The following is a 25,601-nucleotide window of genomic DNA, read 5'->3' as shown; positions in this document are numbered from 1 at the left end:
ATGATTTGGAGATGGTAAGAATTGCATGGTGAGAATATGCAAAAAAGAAAAAAGATACTGCTGGTGGAGGACAGCCGCTTAATTGCTCAGATTGTAGAGGATTTCTTCCGCAAATGCGGTTATGAGACAAAAACCGCCGCTACAGGAGAAGAAGCGGTGCAAAAAATAAGCGGCGGCTTTTTGCCGGAGCTGATTCTGATGGATATTGAATTGGCGGGGGAAATGGACGGCATAGAGGCTGCCCGCAGGATACTTAAATTTTGGGATATTCCCGTGGTATTTCTCACCGCCAACACATCCGGGGAAATTCTTGCGAAAATAAAAGAGGTTAAGGCTTATGGGTTCGTACTAAAAGGTACGGATAAATATGCGCTGCTATCCACGGTGGAAATGGCGCTGAAACTTCATGAAGCAAACGCCAATGCCAAAATGTTTGAGCGGCTTTTTGAAAACTCTCTGCATGAACTCTATATTTTTCATCCGAAGTCCTTAAAAATCGTTGCCGTAAACCGAGCTGCCAGAAAAAACCTGGGATATACAGCCGAAGAACTGAACACAATGACTCCTCTCGGCCTCAAACCGGAATTTGACAGGGAGAGTTTCCCAAAACTCCTTTCCCCTCTCTTTAACGGGGAACAGGAGCAGATCCTGTTTGAAACAGCACACCGCCGGAAGGACGGTTCTCTGTATCCTGTGGAAATAAATTTACAGCTTTTCAATTACAGTGGAGAAAAATTATGCCTGGCACTGGTGGCTGACCTGACGGAACGCAAGCGGCTGGAGGAGGATCTGCAGGAACAGGAGACGACTTTAAGCGCCATTATGGGCTCGGCACGGGACGCCATCGTCATGCTTGACGGGCCGGGGAACGTCGCTTTTTGGAATTCGGCTGCGTGGAGCCGCTTGTCTGGAACCAGCGCACCGGCTTTGTTGTCGGCGGCCACCAGCGGCTTAAAGTATTGAAAGCATTGGGCATAACCGAAGTCGACTGCGTGGTTGTGGATATGGACAAGCAGCGTGGAAAGGCGCTCAATATTGCCCTTAACAAAGTCAGCGGTGATTGGGACATGCCGCTTTTGACGGACTTGCTTAAGGACCTCGAAGGCAGCGGCTTTGACGTTTCCCTTACTGGTTTTGAAGCGGCAGAGCTTGAGGAACTATTTGGCGATACACCGGCAGGTATAGTCAAAGAAGATGACTTTGATGCAGACAAAGCGGCAGCTGAAATTACGGAGCCGATCACCCAACGCGGCGACCTCTGGCAGCTTGGCAGGCACCGGCTGATGTGCGGCGACTCAACCAGCAAGCAGGACGTATTAAGCTTGATGGACAATAAGCGGGCGCGCCTGATATTCACCGACCCACCCTGGAATGTGGACTATGGTTCTGACAGCAAACACCCTTCCTGGAAACCAAGACAGATATTAAACGACAGCATGACGCCGGAACAATTTCACGACTTTTTACTGGCGGCTTTTTGTAATATGAAAGCCGTCAGCGAAGAAGGCTGCATGACGTATGTCGTGATGAGCGGTCAGGAATGGGGAAATCTCATGACCGTGATGCGTGAAGCCGGTTACCACTGGTCGAGCACCATCATCTGGAAAAAGGACACGCTGGTGCTTTCCCGCAAGGACTACCACACCCAATATGAGCCGATTTGGTATGGCTGGTTAGAAGGAGCAAGGTTTTGCCCTTTAAGGGACAGGAAACAAAGCGACGTCTGGGAAATCGCCCGGCCGAAACGAAGCGATGAGCATCCCACCATGAAACCGATAGCCTTAGTAGCCCGGGCGATTCAAAACAGCAGCCGGGCCGGGGATATCGTGCTTGACCTCTTTGGCGGTTCCGGCTCCACGCCGATTGCCGCTGAGCAGACCGGGCGCATTTGTTATACCATGGAACTTGACCCGAAATACTGCGATGTTATCGTGAAGCGATATATTGGACAGATCGGCAGCGCTAATGGTGTATTCTTACAGCGTGACAATGTCCGGCTTGCATGTAGCCAAATTGCAAACAGAGCTACCCAACAATCAGCTTGACTTCCTGTGTTTTACAGGGCTTAATGTACCCTGACAAAATTCAAGGAGGTCGTTTTTATGGGAAAAAACAGCTTTAGCTTTCAAATGAAAGTTGCCGGACGGGAAAGAAATTGCCGGACTGATTGCCGGCCACTTCGGGACTCCGGCGGTATACAAGGGCGCGCCCCGGGCTTTGCGTATTCAATAACAGAACCCACCGGCCGGGAATGGCTGATTGACAAAGCCGGCGCGATCACTACTCTGGGCCGGGCGGAAGATCATTTGCCGGAAATGTTTGCGGTCTTGAAGGTGCTGCAAGAAAACGGCGCAGCAGCTGTAGGCCAGGTGGCAGTGACGATCACGACTGAAGGTCATAACGGCATAACGCTGCGTAATTTGGTAAATATCCTGGCAGGCAAACCGCTGGGGCGCGGTGCAAATGACGCAAAACCTGGAAGGCTTAGGCTTTACCGTAGTGCTTTTGGCCAAGGCTATAAGGATATATCGCCGCCTACCAAGGAACTGATGAAGCTGGTGATGGAAAAAAGATTAGCCCATGGCGGGCAGCCGGTGCTGGACTGGATGATGGACAATATCTACATCAAAACCGACCCGGCAGGCAACATCAAGCCGGACAAAGAAAAATCCACCGGGCGCATCGACGGCGCGGTGGCGCTCATAATGGCGTTAGACAGGGCGATAAGGAATGAGAATACGGGGGTAGTGTCTATGATGGGAGAGGGATATTGGTACTGTAATATGAAGCCTTAATACGACATTTGGTTTTTTAAGATGTTGTTCGATGCTTGATGTACGGAGTTGGACAAATTACCGGCTCATATCGATAGTATTATGTAAACATCAGGTTAGTGTAAAATTATTGTAGGAATTTTTGATGACAAAAGAGAAGAAGACAACACCGTCCGCCCAAGGACGAGTAACCAAAAATTGATTACTCAGAGGTGTTGTCTTCTATGGAAATTATTCGTGTTCTCATGCCAATATTCCTTTCTATCGTCGAAATGGTTTTAAATAGTTTATCAGGAAAAATGGGTTTTGAGGAATTTCAGCGGAAATTAGCTGATAAACTTCATGAAGTAGGCCGTGAAATCACCAAGCAGGTTTTAGAGGAACTGGATCAACAGATAAAAAACGATAAAAGGAAACGATCTGGGTGGCAGGTTTGCCGGACTGGAGACAGTAAGGAAATCGTCACCTGCTTTGGCGCCGTAAGCTACAAAAGGACATACTACCGCCATAAAGAAACGGGGGAATATGCCTACCTGGTTGACAAGCAAGTGGGCTATACAAACCATATGCGGGTAGATAATAACGTGAAAGCAAAGCTTGTGGCAGGCGCGGGAGAACTGGCTTACCGAAAAAGCGCGCAGAAGGTAGCGCAAGAATGCGGAGGCGTAACCGTAAGCGGTCAAACGGTTTTGCGCGCGGTGCGTGAATTTGAACAACCCATAAACCCAAAACCAGACGAGCGCAAACGCGTGAAAACCCTGTATATTGAAGCCGATGAAGACCACGTAGCCAGTCAACACGGGCGTGCTATGGAAGTGCGGTTAGTATATATTCATGAAGGTTGGCAGCAAGAAGAAAAGCGTCGTAGTTTGATTAACCCAATCTACCTAAGCAGCGTAGATGAAGATGCCGATACGTTCTGGGAACGGGTGTGGGAAACCGTAGATGCGCGTTATGACATCGATCAAATAGAAACAGTGAACATCCTGGGAGACGGAGCAGCGTGGATCAAAAGTGCAGTCCAAGTATTTCCGAAAGCGAAATTTATTTTGGACCGGTTTCATTTGATGAAATATATTCGCCGGGCAGTAGGTGGCAATCACGAGCAAGGCAAGGCCTTGAGGGGAGCGCTCAGGTTTGGGAACCGTGAAAAGGCACAAGAAATCATAAAGGAACTGTTAGCTGCTGCGGCCACAGAGAGTCGGAAACAGGCCATATTAGAGGCGTGGAGATATATCCAAAACAATTGGGATGGAATTACCGAACTATACCGAAAGAAAGAAGTAAAGTGCAGTGCGGAAGGACATGTCAGCCATGTATTGTCGGCGCGACTAAGCAGCCGGCCCATGGGCTGGAGCCGTGAGGGTGCCAAGCATATGGCCAATATACGCGTATGCCAGGCAAATGGGCAAGAAGTAGCCGAGGAATACCTAAACCAACAACGCATACGTTCGCAAGCATTGCCGGTCTTGACGATTGCCGAAGAGACCATAGAAAAACAGAGGAATAGCCTAAAAGCAGCTCGTGAGGTATTGGACAATATTCCGGTATTAAAAGGGCCAAAAAGCTTTTTGTATGAGGCGCTGCAGGGACTCTCTCTGGCTCTTGCATAAAAATTATGTTAACTCGTCAAAGGACGATGTCTTTTTCAAAAAAATTCCTACAGTGTCTTGACACGATCAAACATCAGGAATTTTATTGACATATTTGACGCTATTGCGTATCATAATAATGAGGAAATGCTATTTTTCTTTTGAATATTTCTGGGATTGGAGGGGTGTAGAATGGCTACTTCATCATTCACTAAAGATTTCACACTGGATAGCAAAAAGGCTGTAGATTCGTTTACCAAGATCATTGCTACCCCTGCCAAGAATCATGTGAAACTAGATAGAACCTTAACATCGCCTGAAAGCAAAAGGCGAGGTGAAGTAAAATTAAAACAAATGTTATCTCGCTAAGAGAACTAATAGAAATGAGTGATGAGCAAAAAGCTCAGGAACTTATTTCTATTTTTATGTGTAGTAAAGATGGTGACATTGAAAATTTTTTAAAGGATAGAGCCATTGCTTTTGAACTCATCTTTGACAGTTAACGATCGTTTTTTCATGTTTCCCGAGCCCGGAATCCGCTATTTTCGCGGGTTTCGGGCTTTGCTATTGCAGAAATTTCTCAAAAAGTGTAGGTCAAACTATTTTGGAATTTTCGCCATAGATATCTTTATCTTCCGGAAATTTCGTGATATAATTGTAGGTGATAAATGTTGGGGCGGTGAGTCTCTTGTTTGCTCAAATTGTATCCACAAAAAAGTCGGATGGTAAAACCTACAGATATCTTCATATTGTTGAGTCATACCGGGAAGGTAAGTCCGTTAAAAAGCGTCGTATTGCAAGCCTTGGCAACATTGACGCGTATTCTGATAAGGAAATAGAACAGCTTATTTATAAGCTTGAGTCGCTCCTACAAAACCGTGTTACTGGTTCTATTGAGGATTTGGAACCCGGTAACTGCCTCCAGTTTGGGGTTCCTTACGTGGTTCAATTTTTGTGGGATCAATTGGGCTTGACTGGGGCTATCTCTAACGCCCTTAAGGATCGCGGCGTTACATTCGACGTAGCCGGTTACGTGCAGGCGATGGTGATTAATCGCCTGGTCGATCCCTCCAGCAAGTTTCAATTGTTCAAAACTATCGAGGACATGTATTTGCCGGACGCACCCCACGAGTGGCAGCTACAACATTTCTACCGCGCTCTGGATTATCTCATGGACATCAAACCGGAACTGGAGCGTCATTTATACAGCCAGCTTACACATTTGCTTAATTTCCGTTTATCTTTAGTGCTTTATGATATGACCAGCACACATTTGACAGGGCATCACTGCCCAATCGCGGAGTACGGATACTCCCGCACGCATCGCCCGGATTTAAAGCAGGTTGAACTAGGCTTGCTGGTAACTCCTGACGGTATTCCGAATTGCAGAACGTACCGGTGCAGTGCCCGGAAGCTTCGGGGAATGGTTTACCCTCAATCCTTATGTAGAAGATATACCTGAGAAATATATTGTAAAAAAGGGTAAAATAAACCTTTTGCAAATGGGAGGCAAAACCGCCGGAGGGACTGGGTGTGCGTGTCCGGAAAGTGTGTTGTTAAAATCTCTATTGAATCATTTGGTACTTGATACGAACGAAGCCGTTATAGTGGACATGGAAGCGGGACTCGAACATCTGGGACGCGGAACTGCACAAGGAGTTGATGCGTTTATTATAGTGGTCGAGCCCGGACAGCGCAGCCTTGCCACAGCGCGTGCTATTGCAAAGATGGCAAAAGACCTTGGTGTACACAAAGTGTATGCCGTAGTGAGCAAACTGCATGGCGTAAGATTGTCATTAATTGTCGAAGCACTGGGGGATTTACCAATTATTGGAGTCATTCCCTATAAAGTTGAAGCGGTTCTGGCTGATTGGAAAGGGGCAGACCTATTCCACTCGTGTCCTGATTTGGTTGAAGAGGCCGAAAAAATATTGGATTCACTGGTAAAGAACAAGGTGAATAATGGGAACCCGTTAGCTTCAACAATTGCATAGCCATTACGGGAAACTGATTGGCGCCGGGGATTTGTTCCGGAGATAGCTCAGGGAGGCGCTTGTTGTGCACAACCCAAGGAAGGTTTTTTTAATAATATAGCGGAGCGATGGGATGACTATCGCTCCGCAGATAAAAACAAAATCGATAAACTGATGGAGTTGATCGGTTTTAGTGGCAGCGATTTGATACTGGATGTGGGCTGCGGAACTGGCGTATTAATTCCTTTTTCGCGCAATGTAATCAATGAAAATGGACACATTACCGCGATAGACTCATCCAATATAATGATTGAGCGCGCAAAGAAAAAATCTGAGCATTATTCAAATATTACCCTCTACAATCTCCATATGTACAGATGGCAATCTTGTTTCTGAAGCAAACGGATGCGGCGTGGCACAAGATATACTCAGTCGTAAAAGACAATTGCGCCCAAGAATATAAAGGCACTCCACATGATGATGCTATGGAACGGCTGCTGAAAATGAACAAGTAGCAGGATGGTGACAAAACCTTGAACTTACAGAAAATAGCCATCGATCAATTAAATCCGGCCCAATAATGAAAACGGCTTCTGGCCTATTTGGATCCGCATCTGGAAAAAGCAAGGCATGAACTTCGGCGTCGGGCCGTATCATCTGGTCAGCAATAAGCCGGTAAGAATATATTGCATATGTAGCGGCAAACGTGTTCAAGTTTATCGGTTTCGGCATTGACATCAGCGCCCGGACTATTGAGGAAAAAAGTTGCCGGTTAATAGAGGGACTGGCAGCGGCGGGTTTGGCGAAAAGGCTGGAGGACGAAATTGAAGCAGGACGGTTTGCAATAAAGAAATAGGCGAATATAAATACCAACAGTGGGAAGCCGCGCCAGGCTTCCTTTTTTCGTTGCCTTTTTTCGGGAGGTGAGGGCGTTTGGCAAGAAAAAAGCAAGGCTGGCCGCGTTATGACAAAGCTAAAGCCGACCACGCAGTAGGCTTTATCAACGCCCTCAAGCATACCAAGGGCGTCTGGCATGGCGTGCCGTTTGACCTTTTGCCGTGGCAGGACAAGATCATCCGGGATATTTTCGGCATGATGAAAGAAAGTGGCTACCTAATGAAGCTGGTGATGGAAAAAAGATTAGCCCATGGCGGGCAGCCGGTGCTTGATTGGATGATGGACAATATCTACGTTAAGACCGACCCGGCGGGCAACATCAAGCCGGATAAAGAAAAATCCACCGAGCCGATTGACGGCGCGGTGGCGTTAATTATGGCATTGGACAGAGCGATAAGGAATGACAATAAAACTAGTGTCTATGATGGGAGAGGGATATTGGTGTTGTGATAAATATCCTGCATAAAAAAAGTCCCACCCTGGTACGCTTTCGTTGAAGAGGCGTGGTGAGCTCGGTTAGCCATAGTTTACTGGACGACATGGCGTGTGTCAAGTCTAGGGGTTAAAGCAGGCAGAGCGCTTCTTTTGCTTTGCACATAATTATGCTATAATAATGACAGAGCGATTTGGAGAGGTGATATGAAATGCCTGAAATCAGACCGATTACTGATTTGAGAAATACCACGGAAATATCTGAATTGTGCCACAAGCGACAAGAGCCTATCTTCATTACCAAAAATGGCTATGGAGATTTGGTTATCATGAGTATGGAAACCTATGAGCGGCAAATGGCTCTTGTGGGAGTGTATAAAAAACTTGCTGAAGCGGAAAAGCAACTTGCTGATGGTACTCCTTTATTAGATGGAGAAGAAGTATTCAAGAAGTTGAGGAAAAAGTATGTCAGCGCATAATTACCGTTTGCAATTTACCCCTAAAGCCGAAGAAGATTTAGATGAAATCTATGAGTATATCTTCGGCACATTGTCGGCCCCCGTTGCAGCGAACAAGTTAGCAGATAACATAGAAAAAGCGATCCTGCGATTAAAAGAATACCCATTTTCTTGTCAGTATGTGTTGGATGAACCACTCAAAGCAAGAGGGTATCGGAAACTAATCGTAGATAATTATCTGGTCTTTTATCTGGTAAATGAAGTCGAAGAGCAAGTTGTCATCATGCGTATTCTTTATGGTGCGAGTAAGTATCAAGATATCTTATAAAGTACGGGCGGATGAAACGGTTGTTTATTTCGGCTTTTGGCTAAAGAATAAAATCGGCATTGAGCGTCTGTTTATGACAGATGCTTTTTTCTTGCCCGCTTTTCTTTCTTTATAGACAACACAATCGTTCCGTGGGTATCAAGACTTGAGCAATCCATGGATAAAGCTTTATTTTCAATGCGCGTGGTAAAAACCACGGACTTCAGTCCGTATCGCTTTCAGCCCAATAGACCAAAGGAGTGTCACCTGGTAGAATGAAAGTGAGGTGACATAAAATGGCAGACTATCGAAAAGGGAGCCACACAGTCTGTGATATCAAGTATCATGTAGTGTGGGTCACGAAATATCGTTATCATGTGCTAAATAAAGCTGTAGGGGAAAGGCTGCGTGAATTGATCCGGCAGGGTGTGAGGCTATTGGAGTGACAATACGGCTTTAGATTGCTTATAGCAATAGGTCTTCCAGATGACTTTAGTCTTAGACACGGACTTTCAGTCCTTGCTTTTTAAACGGCTTTAGCCGTAACCGCGACTTCGAGTCGCAATAATAACCCCTGTACTTCAGTGCAGGGTAGTTCAGTTTTGATTGTCTATTTGATAATAGAAAGATATACTATATAGGTTATTGAACTTTCCCTGATAGTTTAGTAAATTATTTTTTCAGCATTCTTAGAGAAATTTCTATATTAGGCATAGATGCAGCATTGTTCCTGTTATGAATATAATTTGCAACTGCACCGAACATGTAAAGCCAAAATGCATCTGCTAGTTCTTCCGGATCACCTTCACGAAATTCACCATTTGCCTGCCCTTGACGTATAATAGGAGCCAGCCATTTTTTTGCAAAACTATTACGGAGAAAGTTCTCCTGCATATCTATTGGAAGTTCTCCCCTTATAAAAGTTGCAATATATATCCTCATTGGTGGGATATAGTCTTTGGTTGTAGAAGTAATTTTAAGCCCGAAATTCCTTAAGGAATCCGTCGGGGTTGGCCCGTTTAAAACATCTACAAGGCAAGTTTCTATATATTCTGTAATAGCTTTAAAAATATCTATTTTTGAGGGGAAGTATTTGAATATCAGGGCTTTGCTTACCCCTATAGTCTGAGCTATATCCTCTACACGAGTATTGGCATATCCTTTTTCATCGAACAGTATCAATGCTGCATCTAATATCTGTTTGCGGCGTTCAGTTTGTATTCTTTTACTTGTCTCTGGTGATACCGGCATAATAATTATCTCCTGTTTCCTATGATTTACACCAGTTCACATATAACTTGTAAACCGGATATAATTTATAATACTTAATTAATTATATCAATTGATAATATATAATCAAGATTTATCAGTTGATAATATATAATCAAGATTTGATCAAAAATATTTAATGCTTGACCCTCAGGTCACCACTTGATATAATTATCAAGTGGCCGACCAGTTACTCTTTTTTCATAAAACATATTGTTAATAATATACGAAAGTGAGGTTTTTCTATGTCAATCAAAACTTTAAATTCAAGTCCTTTATTTGCTCCAATAACAATCGGCAGCACAAAGCTTAAAAATAGATTAGTTGTTTCCCCCATGGTTACAGTATTCTGCGACCATGATGGCTTTGCAACAGAGCAATATATCGCTTACCATGAGGCTAAAGCAAAGGGCGGTTGGGGACTCATCATAACAGAAGACTATGCCGTTGACCCTCTAGGCAGAGGTTTTTGGACAGCAGGTTTATGGAAAGATGAACAAATGGAAGGACATGCAAAGCTTACACAGCGTGTTCACCAATATGGCGCTAAAATCGTAGCACAGATTTATCATGCAGGACGTCAGGCTTCATATGATGTTATCGGGCAGCAGCCTGTTTCCGCTTCACCTATACCATGTCCTGTTATGGGATATATACCTCATGAACTTACCATTCCTGAAATAAAAAAAATAGTATCTGAATTTGGTGACACAGCTCTCAGAGCAAAAAAATGCGGTTTTGACGGTGTCGAAGTTCATGGAGCTCACGGCTATCTTATAGCTCAATTTATGTCAACTTATTCCAATAAACGTTGCGACGAGTATGGTGGACCTATTGAAAATCGTATGCGTTTCCCTCTTGAAATTATATCAGACATTCGCAAAAAATGCGGAGAAGACTTTACAATTATATTCCGTGTATCTGGTGACGAATTCATGCCAGGGGGACGTACAATTGAAGAAACAAAGCTTATTGCAACAATGCTTGAAAAAGCAGGTGTTGATGCTATTCATGTTTCCGCAGGTGTATATGGCAGCACATGGGCTGTAATTCCTCCCCTTAATGTAACTAACGGCTGGATTGTAAACCTTGCAGAGGAAGTTAAAAAGGTTGTAAATATACCAGTTATAACAGTAGGACGAATAAATGACCCTCGTATGGCGGAAACTATATTGGCATCAGGCAAAGCTGACCTTGTAGCAATGGGTAGAGGTTCTCTTGCCGACCCTGAGCTTCCAAACAAATTTGCCGAAGGCCGCTGCGATGATATAAGACACTGTATAGGCTGTCAGCAGGGATGTCTTGCAAGACTATTCAATAATGAGCCTATCCGCTGTGTTGTAAACCCAACTTTAGGATTTGAATATCTCAATGAAACAAAGAAAGCAGAAACTCCAAAGAAAGTAACAGTTGTAGGTGGAGGTCTTGCAGGTATGGAAGCAGCAAGAGCTGCAGCTTTAGCAGGTCATAACGTGACTCTTTATGAAAAATCTGACAGACTGGGAGGACAGTTCAGTCTAGCTCCTATCCCTCCATTTAAAGGCAACATGGCTTATCTTTCATCATGGTTGGCAAGACAAATTAAAAAACTTGGTATAAATATTAAGCTTAACACAGAATATACTTCTGCTCTTTGCGATGAAGAAAAGCCTGATGTAGTAATAATAGCTACAGGTTCTACTCCTGCAAAGCTTCCTATTCCGGGTATAGATGGTGCTAATGTAGTGACTGCACAGGATGCACTAGCAGGAAAAGTTACTGTTAAGGGAAAGGTTCTTGTAGCAGGTGGCGGAATGATTGGTTGTGAAACGGCTACTCATTTTGCTATGCAGGGTAAACAGGTTGCCATAGTAGAAATCCTTCCTGAAATAGCTACTGATGAAGAAGGCACACGCCGTGAATTTCTTCTAAAGTTTATAGAGGAGAAAAACATCCAGGTAATGAAAGGCACCAAGGTAATAGAAATAAACGAAAAAGGTGCAAAATTTCAGAAGGACGGGGAAATATTTGATTTCGCTGCTGATACAATAATTCTGGCATTAGGCGTAAACTCAAATTCTGTCCTTGCAAAGGAACTTGAAGACAAAACTAATGTCAAAGTAATCGGCGATGCTTTAAAAATACGAAATGCCCTTGATGCGGTACGTGAAGGGTTCCTTGCAGGTATGAATGCTTAATTATTTAGAGAATTTAAAGAGGATATTACTACAAGTCAGACAGATTCAATTTTTATGTGCACGCATGGCAGATCGCACTAAAAATTGCATGTAAAACGAAATATGAAAATACAAAATTAACAGGATACATATTAGCATGTATCCTGTTAATTTTGTATAGTAATATCGAATGTATTACTGTTGTTCATTATAAGAATATTACGTCCCATCATCTTGTATTTTTTATTGCCCAAAATCGAGGTGGCCTTATGCATAAATGCAAACGCTGCGTATGGGTAACATGGATCACGCCCAAGTGGATATTCTGCATGTTCCCAGAATGCGTAAAGATTGATTTAAAACGGAGGAAGCCAGCATGCCCAGAAAACCAAAACGGCCGTGCTCCCAGCCCGGATGCCCGGAATTAACTGACGGCTTATATTGCGACTGGCACCGTAAGGATGAATATAAAGAATACAACCGCTTTAAACGGGATGCCGCCAGCAAGAGGTTTTACGGCTTCCACCAGTGGAAAAAACTGCGGCAGCAAAAACTTAGCCGCGATCCCTTGTGTGAGCATTGCGCCAAAGAAAGCAAGGTGGTACCGGCAACGGTGGTTGACCATATTGTGCCCATCAAAGAAGGCGGTGCGGCTTGGGATATGAACAATCTGCAAAGCCTTTGCCGCTATCACGATGATGTAAAAGGGCTGAAGGACAGAAAAATGATATAAGCCAAAATGGGAGGCAGTGCCAAGAGGGAGGGGGCTTCCAATCTCTGGGATATGTTTCCCCAGAGCGGGCGCGCGGCAACGCGCAAAAAATCGCGAAATCAAAAGGGGGTATAGGGCGCGGATTCCGCAGCCTATAAACCCAGTAACAGCAAAGGTTTAAGGGTATTTTTAACTCGCCCCGGGATATATATGTTTTGAACAGATACGGCGATATTTGGCAAGCGAAAAGCAGGTGAAGGCATGAATACCAAACATGGTCTTTTGGCCAAGCATCCGACAACCGGCCAGCCGATGCAATCGCCCTCTGTGCAGATGGCGATTCTATATTTAAAGCAAACGGACGCCGCTTGGAGCAAAGGTTAAAGACAACTGCGCTCAGGAATATAAAGGCAGTCCGAATCAGGACGCAATGGAGAGGCTTTTAACAATGAGAAAATAGGCAGGTGGCGGCAGAGTGGCAGAAGTCAAAAAAGCTGCCCTGGCGGTGCATCAAAATACACTCCGACCGGGGCGGCATAGTGCTGGAGCCGTTTTTAGGCAGCGGCACCACCATCATTGCCGCCGAGCAATTGGAAAGAAGCTGCTACGCCATGGAAATCAGTCCGGTATACTGCGACCTGGCGGTAAAGCGCTGGGAGAAATTTACCGGCAAACAGGCACTTAGATTCGGAAAGTAACTAAATCTATATAGTATCCAATAAAGATGTACAAGCGTGTTGTTAGTATAAGCGTAAGTCAAGCGCCAGCGGTGGAGCGTTACTAACAACACGCCTAAAAAAAAATCTTTATTGGATTTCATATAGTTATTAAGTGCGATTTTGGCGACAGATTCAATAGCGGGGGTAATAGGAGATGGACATTGAGGAAAGGAACAGGGCTATTTTAAAAGCGTGGGAAGACTTCCTGGCCCGAGATGAAATCGATCCCGGAGTTGTCAGAAAGATGGTGGCTGATTCCTGGAGGCGCTGCAAAAATTTGAGGATAACCCCATACATAAAAAAGGGGAAAATCATTTTAAAAGGTGAGTTACTCCTTAATAGAATCAAACAAAAACAAGAGTTGATCGATGTCGCGCTCGGTGTAATGGACAACTTGTACGAATCTGTGAAAGGATCGGGCTTTGTCGTCATTCTCTGTGATGAAGAAGGTTATCTGCTTCATGTGGTTGGTGATAAGCACGTCTTGGAATCGGCCAGCATTATAAACTTTATGCCCGGAGCAAATTGGAGTGAGGAGTCTATAGGAACTAACGCCATTGGAACAGCCCTGGTTATAGACAGTCCGGTTCAACTCTTTGCTTCAGAACATTATTGTGTGGGATGTAAAAGCTGGACTTGCTCCGCTGTACCGCTCCATGATGAAGAAGGGAAGAAGATTGGGGTCCTAAACTTATCCGGACACTATATCAAAGTAAACCAGCATACTCTGGGTATGGCGGTAGCCGCTGCTAATGCTATAGAAAATCTCCTGCGGCTCAAAAAAATATCCGATAATTTGAGTGTTACTAATAACTTGTTGAATGCTATGATGGATTCCATGACAGACGGGGTCATTGCGACCGACACCGCCGGAAATATTACCAAGTTTAATTGGGCGGTAGAAGATATTCTAGGGATGACTGCAGACAAGATCCTCAATAAAAACATTAATGTCTTTATTATTGATCATCTCGATTTTAAGAATATTTTTCATGCCAACCTATTTAATACAGATCAGGAGGTATATCTCAGAACCAGCCGCGGTAAGATTCACTGTACGATGACTTTCCGCGACATTAAAGTTAACGGTCAAGTGACAGGGGTATTGTTTATTCTCAAAAAGATGGAGAACGTTAAAAAGCTGGTGCATAAGATCGTCGGAGCCCGGGCCAGGTTTACTTTTCAGGATCTAAAAGGTAATAATCAACGTTTCCAAGAGAGCATCGAAATGGCGAAAAGGGCGGCCCTCGGTACCTCCACCGTATTATTGTTGGGTGAGAGTGGCACAGGCAAAGAAATGTTTGCCCAAGCCATCCATAATGCAAGCCGGCGGCGCCAGGGCCCTTTTGTCGATCTCAATTGCGGCGCCATACCCCGCGAGTTGATTGGCAGTGAGTTGTTTGGCTACTCTGCCGGGGCATTCACAGGCGCCAAAAAGGAGGGTAATCCCGGCAAGTTCGAGTTAGCTGACGGGGGTACCCTTTTCTTGGACGAGATTGGGGATATGCCCCTCGACATGCAGGTCAATTTGTTGCGGGTTTTGGAAGAAAAACGTGTCCGGCGCATCGGTGGACAAACCGACATACCGGTTGATGTCCGAGTTATCGCGGCTACTAATAGAAATTTGCTGGAAATGGTTCAGAACGGGAAGTTTAGGGAAGATTTGTACTATCGCTTAAATGTATTAACAATACAGATGATTCCCCTTCGGAACCGCAAGGACGACCTTCCGACCCTGATTTGGTTTTTTATCGAAAAGTACAATCGCCTAATGGGCATGGAGGTGAAACGTATTGACAATGAATTTCTCCGGATTTTGAGTGAGTATGATTGGCCAGGTAATGTCCGAGAGTTGGAAAATGTGATCGAGCGTGCAATCAATCTGGCGTTGGGCGAGACCCTTACTCCGGACCTGTTACCTCCGGAAATTACCGGCTCCGTTAACAAGACCATAATTACAGAGGCAAACCGTAACAATTCCTGCTTGGAATTAGCGGCTGTGGAGAAACAACTTATCTTACAGGTATTGAACGAATGTAACAATAATATGACCCAAGCAGCCAAGCGCCTGGGAATTGGGAGGACAACTTTGTATCGAAGGATTAAGGAATATAAAGATATGAAGCTGTAAGAAAGTGACTGCACCCGCGGAAGAAAAGAAACAAAGTATTCTGTCTAAAACAAGAGTTGTGAATGTTTCTAACTGAAACAATATTTCATAATGAAACGTTTCAGAGTGAAACAATCTTCGCAGACAGCTTAAGGAACCAATTGATTAAGTCGGGAGACCAGCCGAGTCTCCCGACTTTTCTTAATCCAAGGGACGGTAATCCAAAGCAATTAAGGTATAGGCCTGCGCCAGGGGGCTTGGCCCAAGCCTGGTTTTCCCTGTTGGCACGAAAAATGCATAAATAATTGAGCAAACGACTGAAGGAGGGATATTTAGTAATGGCAAAGCTGACCAAGGAAGAACTAATCAAAATGTATTCCCAAATGGTACTTATCCGGCTTTTTGAAAGCAAAATTGGAGAGATCTACGGCAAAGGCGCAATCCCGGGCGAAATGCACCTCTCTAATGGTCAAGAGGCTATCGCGGTAGGTGTCTGCGCCAACTTGCGGGCGGATGACGCTATTTCCAGTACGCACCGCGCTCATGGACACATGATAGCCAAGGGTGTCGATCTGAAAAAGATGACGGCGGAATTGTTTGGCCGGAAAGCCGGGCTTTGCAAGGGCAAAGGCGGACACATGCATCTATTTGATCCATCAATAAAATTTGGCTGCGGTGGAATTGTTGGGGCTGGTCTGCCTTTGGCAGTTGGCTCCGGCTTGGCCTTTAAACGGAAAGGTCTGGATAGTGTATCGGTAGTTTTCTTTGGGGATGGGGCCGCTAACCAAGGAACATTCCATGAAAGTTTAAACTTAGCTGCCTTGTGGAAGCTGCCGGTAATTTTTGTCTGCGAGGACAATTGTTACGGAATTTCCGTTACCAAAGAAATGTCAACCGCTATTAAGAGTAATGCGGACCGGGCAGTAAGTTACGGTATTCCTGGGGTTGCTGCCGATGGTAACGATGTGGCCGAGGTATATCAGGCTACCAAGGCTGCTGTGGAAAGGGCGCGGAAGGGAGAAGGACCGACGTTGCTTGAATTTACAACCTACCGTTTAATGGGGCACTTCGAGGGTGATCCGGAGGTGTACAAGCCCAAGGAAGAACACGAGGAAGCCTTAAGAAATGAGCCGATTATCCGCCTGGAGAAGGTTCTCCTTGAAGAGTATGGGGTTAGCGCTGAAGAGTTGGTGAAAATCAAAGAGGCACGCCAAGCGGAGATCGAGGAAGCCATAAAATTTGCGGAAACTTCACCGTGGCCCAAACCGGAAGAGGCCTTAGAAGATGTTTTCGTTGAAGGAGGTGTCAGATAATGAGCCGGATATTGACTTTTGCCGAGGCGATTAGTGAAGCTATGGCCCAAGAGATGGAAAGGGATGAACGGGTATTTCTCATGGGCGAGGATGTTGGCCGCTACGGGGGAATTTTTGGCACGGATGTGGGGCTCTATGACAAGTTTGGTCCGGACCGTGTCATCGATACACCGATCTCAGAATCAGCTTTTATTGGCGCCGGCATAGGAGCAGCCATGGAAGGGTTGCGCCCGATTGTCGAGCTGATGTTTGTGGACTTTTTCGGCGTAGCCATGGACCAGATTTTTAACCACATGGCGAAAATAACCTATATGTCCGGTGGTAACTTCTCCGTTCCCATGGTTTTGCGGACAGCTATCGGGGGCGGTTACGGCGATGCAGCCCAGCACTCCCAAATCCTTTATTCGCTATTTGCCCATGTACCGGGAATCAAAGTTGTGGTTCCGTCGACTCCCTATGATGCCAAAGGGTTGCTGATTAGTTCAATCCGCGATGATAATCCGGTCATGTTCTTCGAACACAAGCTTTTGGCCGGCCTGGATTGGCTGCCGTTTGGAGTGAAAGGGGAAGTGCCGGAAGAACCCTACACGCTTCCTCTCGGTAAAGCCGACATCAAGCGCTCCGGAAAAGATTTGACAATCGTGACTGCCTCCTTAATGGTTCATCGGGCGTTAGCAGCTGCCGATAAATTGAGTGCTGAGGGTATTGAAGCGGAAATTATCGATCTGCGTTCCCTCGTGCCTCTCGATAAAGAAACAATCCTCACCTCGGTAGCCAAGACGCACCGCCTCCTGATTGTTGATGAAGATTATTTAAGTTATGGCATGAGCGGCGAGATTGCGGCTGTGGTCGCCGAAAAAGGTCTTTATGATCTGGAGGCTCCAATCAAACGCTTGGCTGTTCCCGATGTGCCGATTCCGTTTAGCCATCCGATGGAAGATTTTGTTCTTCCGAATGAAAAGAAAATCTACGCCGCGGCCAAAGCTCTTGTTCAAGAGTAACAGTGAACAGGCGGGTAACAGTTTCCTACAGGTTCTCGTAAAGGATGTAGCAATAAATCATAGTATTTTAGGACTTATCAACAGGCAAGAGAAAGAACAGGATACCTCCAACGGCAAGTAGTTGGCGTTGGAGGTATCTTAAGCAGAAAGAAAAAGGGGTTGACATCTTTGAGCATTAAGATTGAGATGCCAAAACTGGCCGCTACGATGGAAGAGGGAATAATCTCCCGGTGGTATAAACAGGCTGGGGATAAAGTAGAAAAAGGGGAACCTCTGGTCGAAGTACTCACAGGCAAGATTAACGCCGAAGTAGAATCACCGGCGGCGGGGATTTTAGAGAAGATTGTGGCGATGGACGGGGCGCTGGTGCCTGTCGGAGAGGCTATCGCCTTCTTAGCAGAAGCCGCGGAACCGGAGAGTGCTGCTAAAGAGCTGATCCAGAGTCAAGCGGATGCCGGAGTTCAGGAAAGACAAACGGTGCTTGCCACCCCGAGGGTGAAAAAACTGGCCAAAGAGCTGGGTATCGATTTGGCTGCTGTACTCGGAAGTGGTCCGAACGGGCGGATTACTGAAGAGGATCTTGTTAAGTATAAAGAACTACAAGACAGCGCCAAACAACAGAAGCTGACGGCCACCGCCCGCAAGATAGCGGAAGTCGCGGGTGTTTCCTTGGGAGATGTGCAAGGCAGCGGAGTATCCGGACGTATCCAGAAGGAAGATGTCCTGCGCAAACTTGAGGAGAAAACTGCCGAAAAGGCAGGGCATCTGGCCATGAATGACTTTACGGTTCTGCCTTTGGCCGGATTGCGCAAGGTAATCGGCGAAAACATGTCGGCCAGCGCTTTTAAGGCTCCTCATGTCACCCTCACCACTGAAGTCGTGATGGACAAAGCCGTCCAGCTGCGCAATGAATTAAAAGAAAAGTACAGGAAAGAAGCAAAAATCACTTTTACAGATTTTATCAATGCCATTGTGATTAAGGTCTTGCAGGAAATGCCGGAGGTAAATTGCACCCTGGAAGGTGACGAAATCAGGCAGTGGCACAAAGTGAACTTAGCCATAGCTGTAGCCAGGGAAAAGGGCTTAATCGTCCCGGTACTGAAGAATGCGGAACGTAAATCCCTGGTTGAGATTTCCCAAGAGTCTGCGGACCTTGTGCAACGGGCCAGGGCTGACCGCTTGACGTTGGATGAAATACAAGGTGGCACCCTTACGGTCAGCAACTTGGGCATGTATGACATTGACGGTTTCACCCCGATCATCAATCCGCCCCAAGGGGCTATTCTCGGGGTGGGAAGGATTCTGGACCGTCCGGTGGCCGTCAAGCAAGAGGTTGTTGTCAAGCCGACTATGGTCCTCAGTATCTCTTTTGATCATAGGGTGATGGATGGTGACGTAGCAGCCCGCTTCCTGAAGAGATTGAAGTATTTGTTGGAAAATCCCTACCAACCTGTGGTCGAGTAGAGTTAGGAGGCAGTTGACGTGTCAGAAAATATTGTCAAGGCAGATCTGGCGATCATCGGCGGCGGACCAGGAGGTTATGTCGCTGCCATCAAAGGGGCTCAAATGGGAGCTCAGGTAGTTCTAATTGAAGAAGACCAATTAGGGGGTACATGCCTCAATCGGGGTTGTATTCCGACTAAGGCTTTGCTGGAAACAGCCCATGAATACAAAAAGCTGGATTCTCTGTCTAAGAGGGGGATTAAGGTCACGGGCAAGGAACTTGACTGGAAACAGGCTTTGGCGCAAAAAGACAAAGCTGTTGCGACCTTGGTCGGAGGAGTCGGCTATCTGCTGCAACAGAACAAAGTAAAGGTACTAAAAGGGCATGGGCAATTTATAGATGCGCAGACCCTGCTTTGCCAACATAGTGACGGGACAAAGACCAAGATCCAAGCGGCAAAAATCATGATTGCCACGGGATCTAATCCCAAGAGAATCCCGGTCGAGGGTATTGACGGAAAGAGAATTTTGAGTAGTACAGAGTTGTTGAACATCCCAAGACTGCCGGACAGCCTGGCTATTATCGGGGCCGGTGCTGTTGGGGTAGAATTTGCCTCGATTTTCCATGCTCTGGGGGTTAAAGTGACCATAATCGAAGCCATGCCCGGTTTGTTGCCAACGATGGATACGGACTTGGGTAGTTTCTTACTCAAAAAGTTCAGCAAAGACGGGATAAGGGTTGAAGTAAACGCCTACGTACAAGGAATGCGGGATAATGGCAGCAGCGAGGAAATAAGGATTAAGAACCTCGACGGGCAAGAGCAAACGATCGAGGCGGAATTCGTACTGCTGGCTGCCGGTCGCCAAGCTAACACTGCAGGTTTAAACTTAGAGGCGGTTGGCCTGAAGTTAAATGCCGGTTTCATTCCGGTCAACGAGTATATGGAAACAGAGATCTCCGGCATTTATGCGATTGGGGACGTAACCGGAGGCATCATGCTAGCCCATGTTGCTTCCCGGCAAGGCATCGTCGCAGTCGAGAATGCGCTCGGTAAAAAGATCAAGATAGACTATCGCAGTGTACCGGGGTGTATCTATACGCATCCGGAAATTGCCTCTGTCGGTCTTACGGAGGCCGAAGCGAGCCAGCGCTATGATGTTGCCGTGCACCGCTTTCCTTTTCAAGCGAACGGCCGGGCCGTGGCGGTCGATGAAGCAGAAGGCTTCGTGAAACTCGTTTCCGATAAGAAATTCGGTGAAATTCTGGGAATTCACCTCGCTGGGCCGATGGCTACAGAACTCGTGGGCGAAGCAGGTTTAGCCATAACCATGGAGTCCACGGTGGAAGAACTGGCTAATACTATTCATGCTCATCCTACGTTCAATGAAGTGTTGATGGAGGTTGCGCACGCGGCATCAGGTCAGCCAATCCATAATGTCTAGAGGTGATGGTGTGCAACTTAATCTGCTTAAGAGTTACGGGATGGATTACCGGCAGGCTTATCAGTTACAGCGCGAGCTATTGACTTTGCGTCAAAAAGGGGAGATTGAAGACACCCTCTTTTTGACATCGCATCCCCATGTTATCACCATTGGCAGGGCGGGGAGCAGGGACAACCTGCTGGTAAGTGAGGCATTTCTTCAGACACGCAGGATTCAGGTGGTTCCCATCGAGAGAGGTGGTGATATCACCTACCATGGCCCAGGGCAGATCGTAGGTTATCCCATTATTAACTTGGGCTGTTTCGAGAAAGATCTTCATCTTTATGTCTATAGGCTCGAACAGATGATCATTGATTTACTACAGGATTATGAGATTAACGCAGGTAGAATAGAGGGTTTAACCGGAGTTTGGGTAGGCAATGAGAAAATTGCAGCGATCGGGATTGCGGTGAGTAAGTGGGTGACCTGGCATGGTTTTGCTTTAAATGTTGCTCCAAGCCTGTCCTATTTTAACTATATAATACCGTGTGGGATTTCGGACAAAGGGGTTACCTCCCTGCAGAAAATCCTTGGACGCGAGATAAGTAATGAAGAGGTTGAAGGAAAACTGATCGAAAAATTTAAGCATCAGTTCGGATATAGCCGGGTTGAGGAGATTAAAGCCGGTATGCTGGGCAAGGGGGGCAAAAGTGCATGACTCTAGCTCCGTGGTTGAAAATCGGAACGCCTGATCAGCAAAAACTCAGGGACATGCTCGGATTGCTGGCTTCGTTAAATGTAAATACGATTTGTACCAGCGCAAAATGTCCCAACGCAGGGGAGTGTTTTGCCCAGGGCACAGCAACCTTCCTCATCTTGGGACCTAATTGCACACGTAATTGCCGGTTTTGTGCGGTTAGCCATGGTCGGTTGGCAGAACCTGACCCGTTGGAGCCGGCTAAAGTCGCTCAGGCTGTGCAGATCCTGGATTTAAAATATGTAGTAATTACCTCTGTAACCCGTGACGACCTGCCGGATTATGGAGCGAGCCAGTTTGTCGCTGTTATCCGGGAAATTAAAGCTCTGCACGAAGATACTTTAGTTGAAGTTCTGATTCCGGACTTAGCTGGGGATGAAAAAGCTCTGGCACGTATTGTGGAGGCTGGGCCGGATGTTCTAGGACATAACCTGGAGACCGTCCCGAGGCTTTACGCTAGGGTGAGGCAACAAGCGTCTTACACGCAATCTCTGAGAATACTGAAATCCGTCAAAGAGATGAGGCCGGGGATGATCACGAAAAGCAGTTTAATGTTAGGACTCGGCGAGACGGAAGAGGAGCTTAGAGAGGTATTTCAGGATTTAAAAGAAGTGGATTGTGACATTCTGACTCTCGGGCAGTATTTGCAACCTACCCCTCAACAGCTACCGGTAGAAAGGTATGTAACTCCAGAAAAATTCAGCTATTACCGGGAAATGGCCTTAAGTTTGGGGATTAGAGAAGTTTACGCCGGGCCGCTAGTGAGAAGCTCGTACCATGCGCGCGAGGTCTTTAGGACATTAACCGATGTGTAAGCGGCACCTATGGGATGAATCCTGCGCTTAGGATGGGGCTGTGTACGCGCTGGGTCTGCCCCCTATCGGCAGCCAAGATGCACCGCCTGCGTTTGATAAGTGAGTAGCAATTGCTAATAGCGTATTTTGGACTTCTGTGACAGTAAGAAGGGGTACCTCCAGCGGTAAGCAGTTGTCGTTAGAGGTATCTTAAGCACCAAGAAAAAGGGGTTGACATTTTTGACTATTAAGATTTTGCTACCTATGCTGACTAAGCAGGATTTTGTCGCACAGTGTAGAAAATAATAATAGCAATTGTGATGATTATCACATTCACGTTTGTTTAGGCTACAAAAAGTCCAAGAGAAGAACCAATATGATCCCGAGATAGTTTCGGCCTTAAAATGAAATATTTGTTCATTAAAGAGATTACCTCTGTAAAAAAATACATTTAGGAGGAGTTACAGTGAATGCATTTACATTTGATAAAATTTTAAAACCAATTCAAATTGGGCCCATGAAAGTAAGAAACAGAATTGTTATGCCTCCTATGGTTACAAATTATGCTGCTAGTGACGGGGCAGTTACCGAACGTTTTAAGGCCTATCACCAGGCTAGAGCTAAAGGCGGAGTTGGCTTAATTATTGTTGAAGCAGCATATGTCCAGGTAAACGGTAAAGGGTTTCAAAACCAAGTAGGTATACACAAAGATGAATTAATATCCGGCTTGCGGAACTTGACTGATGCAGTGCACAGCTATGGAGCAAAAATTGCCGTGCAACTTTATCATGCCGGGAGACAGACAACTTCAAAAGTTACCGGAATGAGTGTAGTCGCTCCTTCGCCTATTCCTTGTCCGGTTAAGCAAGAAATGCCCAAGGAATTATCAGTGGACGAAATAAAAGAGTTGGTGGAGGCTTTTGGACAAGCTGCGCGCCGTGCTAAGGAGGCAGGATTTGACGCGATTGAGATCCATGCTGGCCATGGCTATTTAGTTAATCAATTCTTGTCGCCCTACAGCAACAAGCGAACCGACGAGTACGGCGGGACTTGCGAAAACAGGATGAGATTCCCCCTGGAGGTTATCAGGAGGGTAAGGGAAGAAGTTGGGGAAAGCTTTCCCATGATCTACCGCATGAGTGCCGAAGAATATGTTGCCGGAGGACTCACTCTTGAGGAAACTACAGTATTCGCCAAAAAACTGGTTGAGGTCGGGATTAGTGCCCTGCACATTTCTGGAGGGGTGTATGAGTCATCGGCAATGATTATTCAGCCTGCGGCTATTACCCAAGGTTGTTTTGTAGAAAATGCTGCTGCTATCAAGAAAGCAATCAACGGAGAGGTACCCGTAATTGTTGCCGGCCGTATCAAAGATCCGGTTATGGCTGAACAAATCATCCGGGAAGGCAAAGCTGATCTGGTATCTATGGGAAGGGCCTTGTTAGCCGATCCGGAATTACCCAAAAAAGTGGCTGAAGGTAAGGCTGAAACGATAAGAAAATGCATCGCCTGTAACCAGGGCTGTATTGATCGCTTGTTCCTAGACATTGACATTACCTGCATGGCCAACGCAGTGACCGGACATGAAACGGAATTTGATACAGAAATTCCGGCAACGAATAAAAAGAAGGTGTTAGTGATTGGTGGTGGACCCGGTGGATTAGAAGCGGCCAGGGTGGCAGCTTTGCGGGGACACGAAGTGATTCTTTATGAAAAGCAAGCGGAATTAGGTGGGCAAATGCGGGCTGCTGCTGTACCGCCTCATAAAGAAGAAATAAATGATCTGGTAACATATCTTACTGATCAAGTAGAGGAATCCGGTGCTATGATTGCAACGGGTAAGGAAGCAGACCTAAAGACAGTTCAAGAGCTTAAACCGGATGCGGTAATCGTAGCCATAGGATCTGAACCAGTAATTCCAAAGATTCCCGGAGTTGAGCAGGAAAAGGTTGTTACGGCGCATGATGTTCTGATGGGTTCAGCTTCTGTTGGCGAAAAAGTGGTTGTTGTTGGCGGCGGGCTCGTAGGTTGCGAAACCGCGGAATATCTGGCAGAACAAGGCAAACAGGTTACCGTGGTGGAAATGCTGGACGATATTGCGGTAGATGTTGGAGCCCTCACTAGAGCTCTCTTACTGAATAGGATGGCTGAGAAGAAAATCCGGGTATTAACTAAGAGCAAAGTCCGGGAAATATCCGCAGATGGAGTTATTATAGAAAAAGAAGAAGGAACGGAAGAAATAACCGGCATAGATACAGTAGTAATCGCAGTTGGTTCTAAGTCCAAGAATGATTTCTTAAAGCTCATCGAAGGAGACGGAATACCTGTTTATGCCATCGGAGACTGTGTTAAACCCCGGAAAATTATCGAGGCTATTCACGAAGGTTTACGTGTAGCATATAGCTTGTAAATCGGATGGTACATTAACAAAGGGGCGCCCCGGAATTCTACTTCTGGGAAGCCCCTTTCAAATTTTTAGCTGTCAAACTCCAGTTGGCCTAAATTATTATGGTTCAACCTTAAATTTTCCAATAAGAACAAGGGTAAACCTTCCTTTTATAAAAGTAAATAGACACAAATATTTTTGTCTATGTCCCTATCTAAGGGGTCAGGCATTGCGTTATTGCGTTTATAAATGCTTGTTATGCCAAGAACTGGGGCAACAGCCGGGGACATCAACGATTAAGGAGAGATATCCACGAGCCGGAAACTAAAATGGTGGATTTGAAAGATGCGGTAGACAGGGTACTTCTGATCCCGGGAGTTGATATATGTGTATGAGAAGTTGATGGAAATATTTTACCAAAATGCAAACCATGAGCAAGCTATGAACATGGCTGCTTATATGAAAAACAATTTTCCTTTTTTAGGGATACCTAAGCCGGAAAGGGCATCTCTTGAGCGCGCTTTTATTAACCAGGCCAAAAAAGCTGTTGTTATCGAATGGAGCTTTGTTTTTAGGTTGTGGGATTTGCCTGAGCGGGAGTTTCAGTATTGTGCGGTAGATTATTTGTTAGCAGTAAAAAAACTATTGCAAAAAGATGATATTGAGAAAATAGAAATGTTGATTACAAAAAAATCGTGGTGGGATACTGTAGACAGCCTTGCAGAAAATATAACAGGGGTATTATGTGCAAAACATCCGGAATTGATTGAAAGTCATATTTTCAAGTGGGCTGAAACTGGAAATATATGGTTAAAAAGGGCTGCAATTTTGTTTCAGCTCAAATATAAAGACAAGACCGATACAGAAGTGCTTAGCCGGATAATATGTAAAAACAGTAATACAAAAGAGTTTTTTATTAATAAAGCAATAGGATGGGCGCTTAGAGAATATTCAAAAACCAATATGGAGTGGGTAAAATTATTTATTGAAAGCAGTCATTTACATCCGCTTAGTGTACGTGAGGGCAGCAAGTATATTAAGTAAGGTTGGCTATAGTGGTTGAAATTTTAATAAAGTTTTCCATGA

At 45.6% G+C, this 25,601-nt stretch carries 25 protein-coding genes and 2 pseudogenes; 26 read left to right on the top strand and 1 reads right to left on the bottom strand.

Annotated elements, in window-relative coordinates:
• Window positions 1–36 precede the first annotated feature (36 nt).
• From SCACP_RS12485 to SCACP_RS12425, 13 genes and pseudogenes are all read left to right on the top strand, one after another.
• Complete coding sequence (locus SCACP_RS12485) at window positions 37–963, top strand: PAS domain S-box protein (protein ID WP_425057890.1); 927 nt, start codon at window positions 37–39, stop codon at window positions 961–963.
• Window positions 894–2,045: a site-specific DNA-methyltransferase gene (locus SCACP_RS12480; protein WP_425057889.1), complete on the top strand. Its 1,152-nt coding sequence runs from the start codon at window positions 894–896 to the stop codon at window positions 2,043–2,045. Before SCACP_RS12485 ends, SCACP_RS12480 begins: the two co-directional genes overlap by 70 nt.
• 397 nt (window positions 2,046–2,442) lie before the next feature.
• Window positions 2,443–2,782 (top strand): annotated as a pseudogene (locus tag SCACP_RS12475) (terminase TerL endonuclease subunit); the annotation flags it as partial.
• Window positions 2,783–2,998: 216 nt separating this feature from the next.
• On the top strand, window positions 2,999–4,387 hold the full coding sequence (locus SCACP_RS12470; RefSeq protein WP_425057888.1) for an ISLre2 family transposase: 1,389 nt from the start codon (window positions 2,999–3,001) through the stop codon (window positions 4,385–4,387).
• Window positions 4,388–4,558: 171 nt separating this feature from the next.
• Window positions 4,559–4,735: a hypothetical protein gene (locus SCACP_RS12465; protein WP_425057887.1), complete on the top strand. Its 177-nt coding sequence runs from the start codon at window positions 4,559–4,561 to the stop codon at window positions 4,733–4,735.
• A gap of 319 nt (window positions 4,736–5,054) precedes the next feature.
• A complete protein-coding gene (locus tag SCACP_RS12460) occupies window positions 5,055–5,828 on the top strand; it encodes an IS1634 family transposase (RefSeq protein WP_425057886.1) in 774 nt (257 codons plus the stop codon).
• Window positions 5,829–5,868: 40 nt separating this feature from the next.
• Window positions 5,869–6,360 (top strand): hypothetical protein, encoded by a 492-nt coding sequence (locus tag SCACP_RS12455; RefSeq protein ID WP_425057885.1) that lies wholly within the window; start codon window positions 5,869–5,871, stop codon window positions 6,358–6,360.
• Window positions 6,361–6,513: 153 nt separating this feature from the next.
• On the top strand, window positions 6,514–6,735 hold the full coding sequence (locus tag SCACP_RS12450; RefSeq protein ID WP_425057884.1) for a class I SAM-dependent methyltransferase: 222 nt from the start codon (window positions 6,514–6,516) through the stop codon (window positions 6,733–6,735).
• A 310-nt stretch (window positions 6,736–7,045) separates the two neighbouring features.
• Entirely contained in the window at window positions 7,046–7,195 is a 150-nt protein-coding gene (locus SCACP_RS12445) for a hypothetical protein (RefSeq protein WP_425057883.1), read from the top strand.
• A 257-nt stretch (window positions 7,196–7,452) separates the two neighbouring features.
• Window positions 7,453–7,686, top strand: a pseudogene (locus SCACP_RS12440) (terminase TerL endonuclease subunit); the annotation flags it as partial.
• Window positions 7,687–7,880: 194 nt separating this feature from the next.
• Window positions 7,881–8,147, top strand: a complete 267-nt coding sequence (locus SCACP_RS12435) for a type II toxin-antitoxin system Phd/YefM family antitoxin (protein WP_425057882.1) — start codon at window positions 7,881–7,883, stop codon at window positions 8,145–8,147.
• On the top strand, window positions 8,134–8,454 hold the full coding sequence (locus tag SCACP_RS12430; RefSeq protein ID WP_425057881.1) for a type II toxin-antitoxin system RelE/ParE family toxin: 321 nt from the start codon (window positions 8,134–8,136) through the stop codon (window positions 8,452–8,454). The genes SCACP_RS12435 and SCACP_RS12430 overlap by 14 nt, the downstream gene beginning before the upstream one ends.
• A 275-nt stretch (window positions 8,455–8,729) precedes the next feature.
• Window positions 8,730–8,879 (top strand): transposase, encoded by a 150-nt coding sequence (locus tag SCACP_RS12425; protein WP_425057880.1) that lies wholly within the window; start codon window positions 8,730–8,732, stop codon window positions 8,877–8,879.
• A 226-nt stretch (window positions 8,880–9,105) separates the two neighbouring features.
• Here the strand turns inward: SCACP_RS12425 and SCACP_RS12420 are convergent, their stop codons facing one another.
• Window positions 9,106–9,684 (bottom strand): TetR/AcrR family transcriptional regulator, encoded by a 579-nt coding sequence (locus tag SCACP_RS12420; protein WP_425057879.1) that lies wholly within the window; start codon window positions 9,682–9,684, stop codon window positions 9,106–9,108.
• A gap of 263 nt (window positions 9,685–9,947) precedes the next feature.
• Between SCACP_RS12420 and SCACP_RS12415 the strand changes: the two genes are divergently transcribed.
• From SCACP_RS12415 to SCACP_RS12355, 13 genes are all read left to right on the top strand, one after another.
• Window positions 9,948–11,879, top strand: a complete 1,932-nt coding sequence (locus SCACP_RS12415; RefSeq protein ID WP_425057878.1) for an FAD-dependent oxidoreductase — start codon at window positions 9,948–9,950, stop codon at window positions 11,877–11,879.
• Window positions 11,880–12,234: 355 nt separating this feature from the next.
• Window positions 12,235–12,591 carry an HNH endonuclease gene (locus SCACP_RS12410; RefSeq protein WP_425057877.1) on the top strand — a complete coding sequence of 119 codons (357 nt, stop codon included), beginning with the start codon at window positions 12,235–12,237 and terminating at the stop codon, window positions 12,589–12,591.
• Between the two features lie 240 nt (window positions 12,592–12,831).
• Entirely contained in the window at window positions 12,832–12,954 is a 123-nt protein-coding gene (locus SCACP_RS12405; RefSeq protein WP_425057876.1) for a hypothetical protein, read from the top strand.
• Window positions 12,955–13,034: 80 nt separating this feature from the next.
• Window positions 13,035–13,268, top strand: a complete 234-nt coding sequence (locus tag SCACP_RS12400) for a DNA methyltransferase (RefSeq protein ID WP_425057875.1) — start codon at window positions 13,035–13,037, stop codon at window positions 13,266–13,268.
• 175 nt (window positions 13,269–13,443) lie between these two features.
• Window positions 13,444–15,420, top strand: a complete 1,977-nt coding sequence (locus tag SCACP_RS12395; protein ID WP_425057874.1) for a sigma-54-dependent Fis family transcriptional regulator — start codon at window positions 13,444–13,446, stop codon at window positions 15,418–15,420.
• A 317-nt stretch (window positions 15,421–15,737) separates the two neighbouring features.
• On the top strand, window positions 15,738–16,712 hold the full coding sequence (locus SCACP_RS12390) for a thiamine pyrophosphate-dependent dehydrogenase E1 component subunit alpha (protein WP_425057873.1): 975 nt from the start codon (window positions 15,738–15,740) through the stop codon (window positions 16,710–16,712).
• Window positions 16,712–17,713 (top strand): alpha-ketoacid dehydrogenase subunit beta, encoded by a 1,002-nt coding sequence (locus SCACP_RS12385; RefSeq protein WP_425057872.1) that lies wholly within the window; start codon window positions 16,712–16,714, stop codon window positions 17,711–17,713. Before SCACP_RS12390 ends, SCACP_RS12385 begins: the two co-directional genes overlap by 1 nt.
• Window positions 17,714–17,881: 168 nt before the next feature.
• Window positions 17,882–19,177 (top strand): dihydrolipoamide acetyltransferase family protein, encoded by a 1,296-nt coding sequence (locus tag SCACP_RS12380; RefSeq protein ID WP_425057871.1) that lies wholly within the window; start codon window positions 17,882–17,884, stop codon window positions 19,175–19,177.
• 18 nt (window positions 19,178–19,195) lie between these two features.
• Entirely contained in the window at window positions 19,196–20,599 is a 1,404-nt protein-coding gene (gene lpdA, locus SCACP_RS12375) for a dihydrolipoyl dehydrogenase (protein WP_425057870.1), read from the top strand.
• Window positions 20,592–21,296, top strand: a complete 705-nt coding sequence (lipB, locus tag SCACP_RS12370) for a lipoyl(octanoyl) transferase LipB (protein WP_425057869.1) — start codon at window positions 20,592–20,594, stop codon at window positions 21,294–21,296. Before lpdA ends, lipB begins: the two co-directional genes overlap by 8 nt.
• The gene (lipA, locus tag SCACP_RS12365; RefSeq protein ID WP_425057868.1) at window positions 21,293–22,150 is read left to right on the top strand and encodes a lipoyl synthase; all 858 of its coding nucleotides are present in this window, start codon (window positions 21,293–21,295) and stop codon (window positions 22,148–22,150) included. The genes lipB and lipA overlap by 4 nt, the downstream gene beginning before the upstream one ends.
• Before the next feature lie 445 nt (window positions 22,151–22,595).
• Window positions 22,596–24,539, top strand: a complete 1,944-nt coding sequence (locus tag SCACP_RS12360) for an FAD-dependent oxidoreductase (protein ID WP_425057867.1) — start codon at window positions 22,596–22,598, stop codon at window positions 24,537–24,539.
• A 363-nt stretch (window positions 24,540–24,902) separates the two neighbouring features.
• A complete protein-coding gene (locus SCACP_RS12355; RefSeq protein ID WP_425057866.1) occupies window positions 24,903–25,559 on the top strand; it encodes a DNA alkylation repair protein in 657 nt (218 codons plus the stop codon).
• The last annotated feature ends 42 nt before the right edge of the window (window positions 25,560–25,601 follow it).

The organism is Sporomusaceae bacterium ACPt (assembly GCA_041428575.1).
Classification (GTDB): domain Bacteria; phylum Bacillota; class Negativicutes; order Sporomusales; family Sporomusaceae; genus Sporomusa_D; species Sporomusa_D carbonis.
Note: the sequence above shows the minus strand (reverse complement) of the source record. Positions and strands in the feature narration are given on the sequence as shown.

Coding starts and splice junctions, on each gene's coding strand:
- SCACP_RS12485 (WP_425057890.1), top strand. CDS start 37: ATGCAAAAAAGAAAAAAGATACTGCTGGTGGAGGACAGCCGCTTAATT.
- SCACP_RS12470 (WP_425057888.1), top strand. CDS start 2,999: ATGGAAATTATTCGTGTTCTCATGCCAATATTCCTTTCTATCGTCGAA.
- SCACP_RS12465 (WP_425057887.1), top strand. CDS start 4,559: ATGGCTACTTCATCATTCACTAAAGATTTCACACTGGATAGCAAAAAG.
- SCACP_RS12455 (WP_425057885.1), top strand. CDS start 5,869: ATGGGAGGCAAAACCGCCGGAGGGACTGGGTGTGCGTGTCCGGAAAGT.
- SCACP_RS12450 (WP_425057884.1), top strand. CDS start 6,514: ATGGAGTTGATCGGTTTTAGTGGCAGCGATTTGATACTGGATGTGGGC.
- SCACP_RS12435 (WP_425057882.1), top strand. CDS start 7,881: ATGCCTGAAATCAGACCGATTACTGATTTGAGAAATACCACGGAAATA.
- SCACP_RS12430 (WP_425057881.1), top strand. CDS start 8,134: ATGTCAGCGCATAATTACCGTTTGCAATTTACCCCTAAAGCCGAAGAA.
- SCACP_RS12425 (WP_425057880.1), top strand. CDS start 8,730: ATGGCAGACTATCGAAAAGGGAGCCACACAGTCTGTGATATCAAGTAT.
- SCACP_RS12420 (WP_425057879.1), bottom strand. CDS start 9,684: ATGCCGGTATCACCAGAGACAAGTAAAAGAATACAAACTGAACGCCGC.
- SCACP_RS12415 (WP_425057878.1), top strand. CDS start 9,948: ATGTCAATCAAAACTTTAAATTCAAGTCCTTTATTTGCTCCAATAACA.
- SCACP_RS12410 (WP_425057877.1), top strand. CDS start 12,235: ATGCCCAGAAAACCAAAACGGCCGTGCTCCCAGCCCGGATGCCCGGAA.
- SCACP_RS12405 (WP_425057876.1), top strand. CDS start 12,832: ATGAATACCAAACATGGTCTTTTGGCCAAGCATCCGACAACCGGCCAG.
- SCACP_RS12395 (WP_425057874.1), top strand. CDS start 13,444: ATGGACATTGAGGAAAGGAACAGGGCTATTTTAAAAGCGTGGGAAGAC.
- SCACP_RS12390 (WP_425057873.1), top strand. CDS start 15,738: ATGGCAAAGCTGACCAAGGAAGAACTAATCAAAATGTATTCCCAAATG.
- SCACP_RS12385 (WP_425057872.1), top strand. CDS start 16,712: ATGAGCCGGATATTGACTTTTGCCGAGGCGATTAGTGAAGCTATGGCC.
- lipB (WP_425057869.1), top strand. CDS start 20,592: ATGTCTAGAGGTGATGGTGTGCAACTTAATCTGCTTAAGAGTTACGGG.
- lipA (WP_425057868.1), top strand. CDS start 21,293: ATGACTCTAGCTCCGTGGTTGAAAATCGGAACGCCTGATCAGCAAAAA.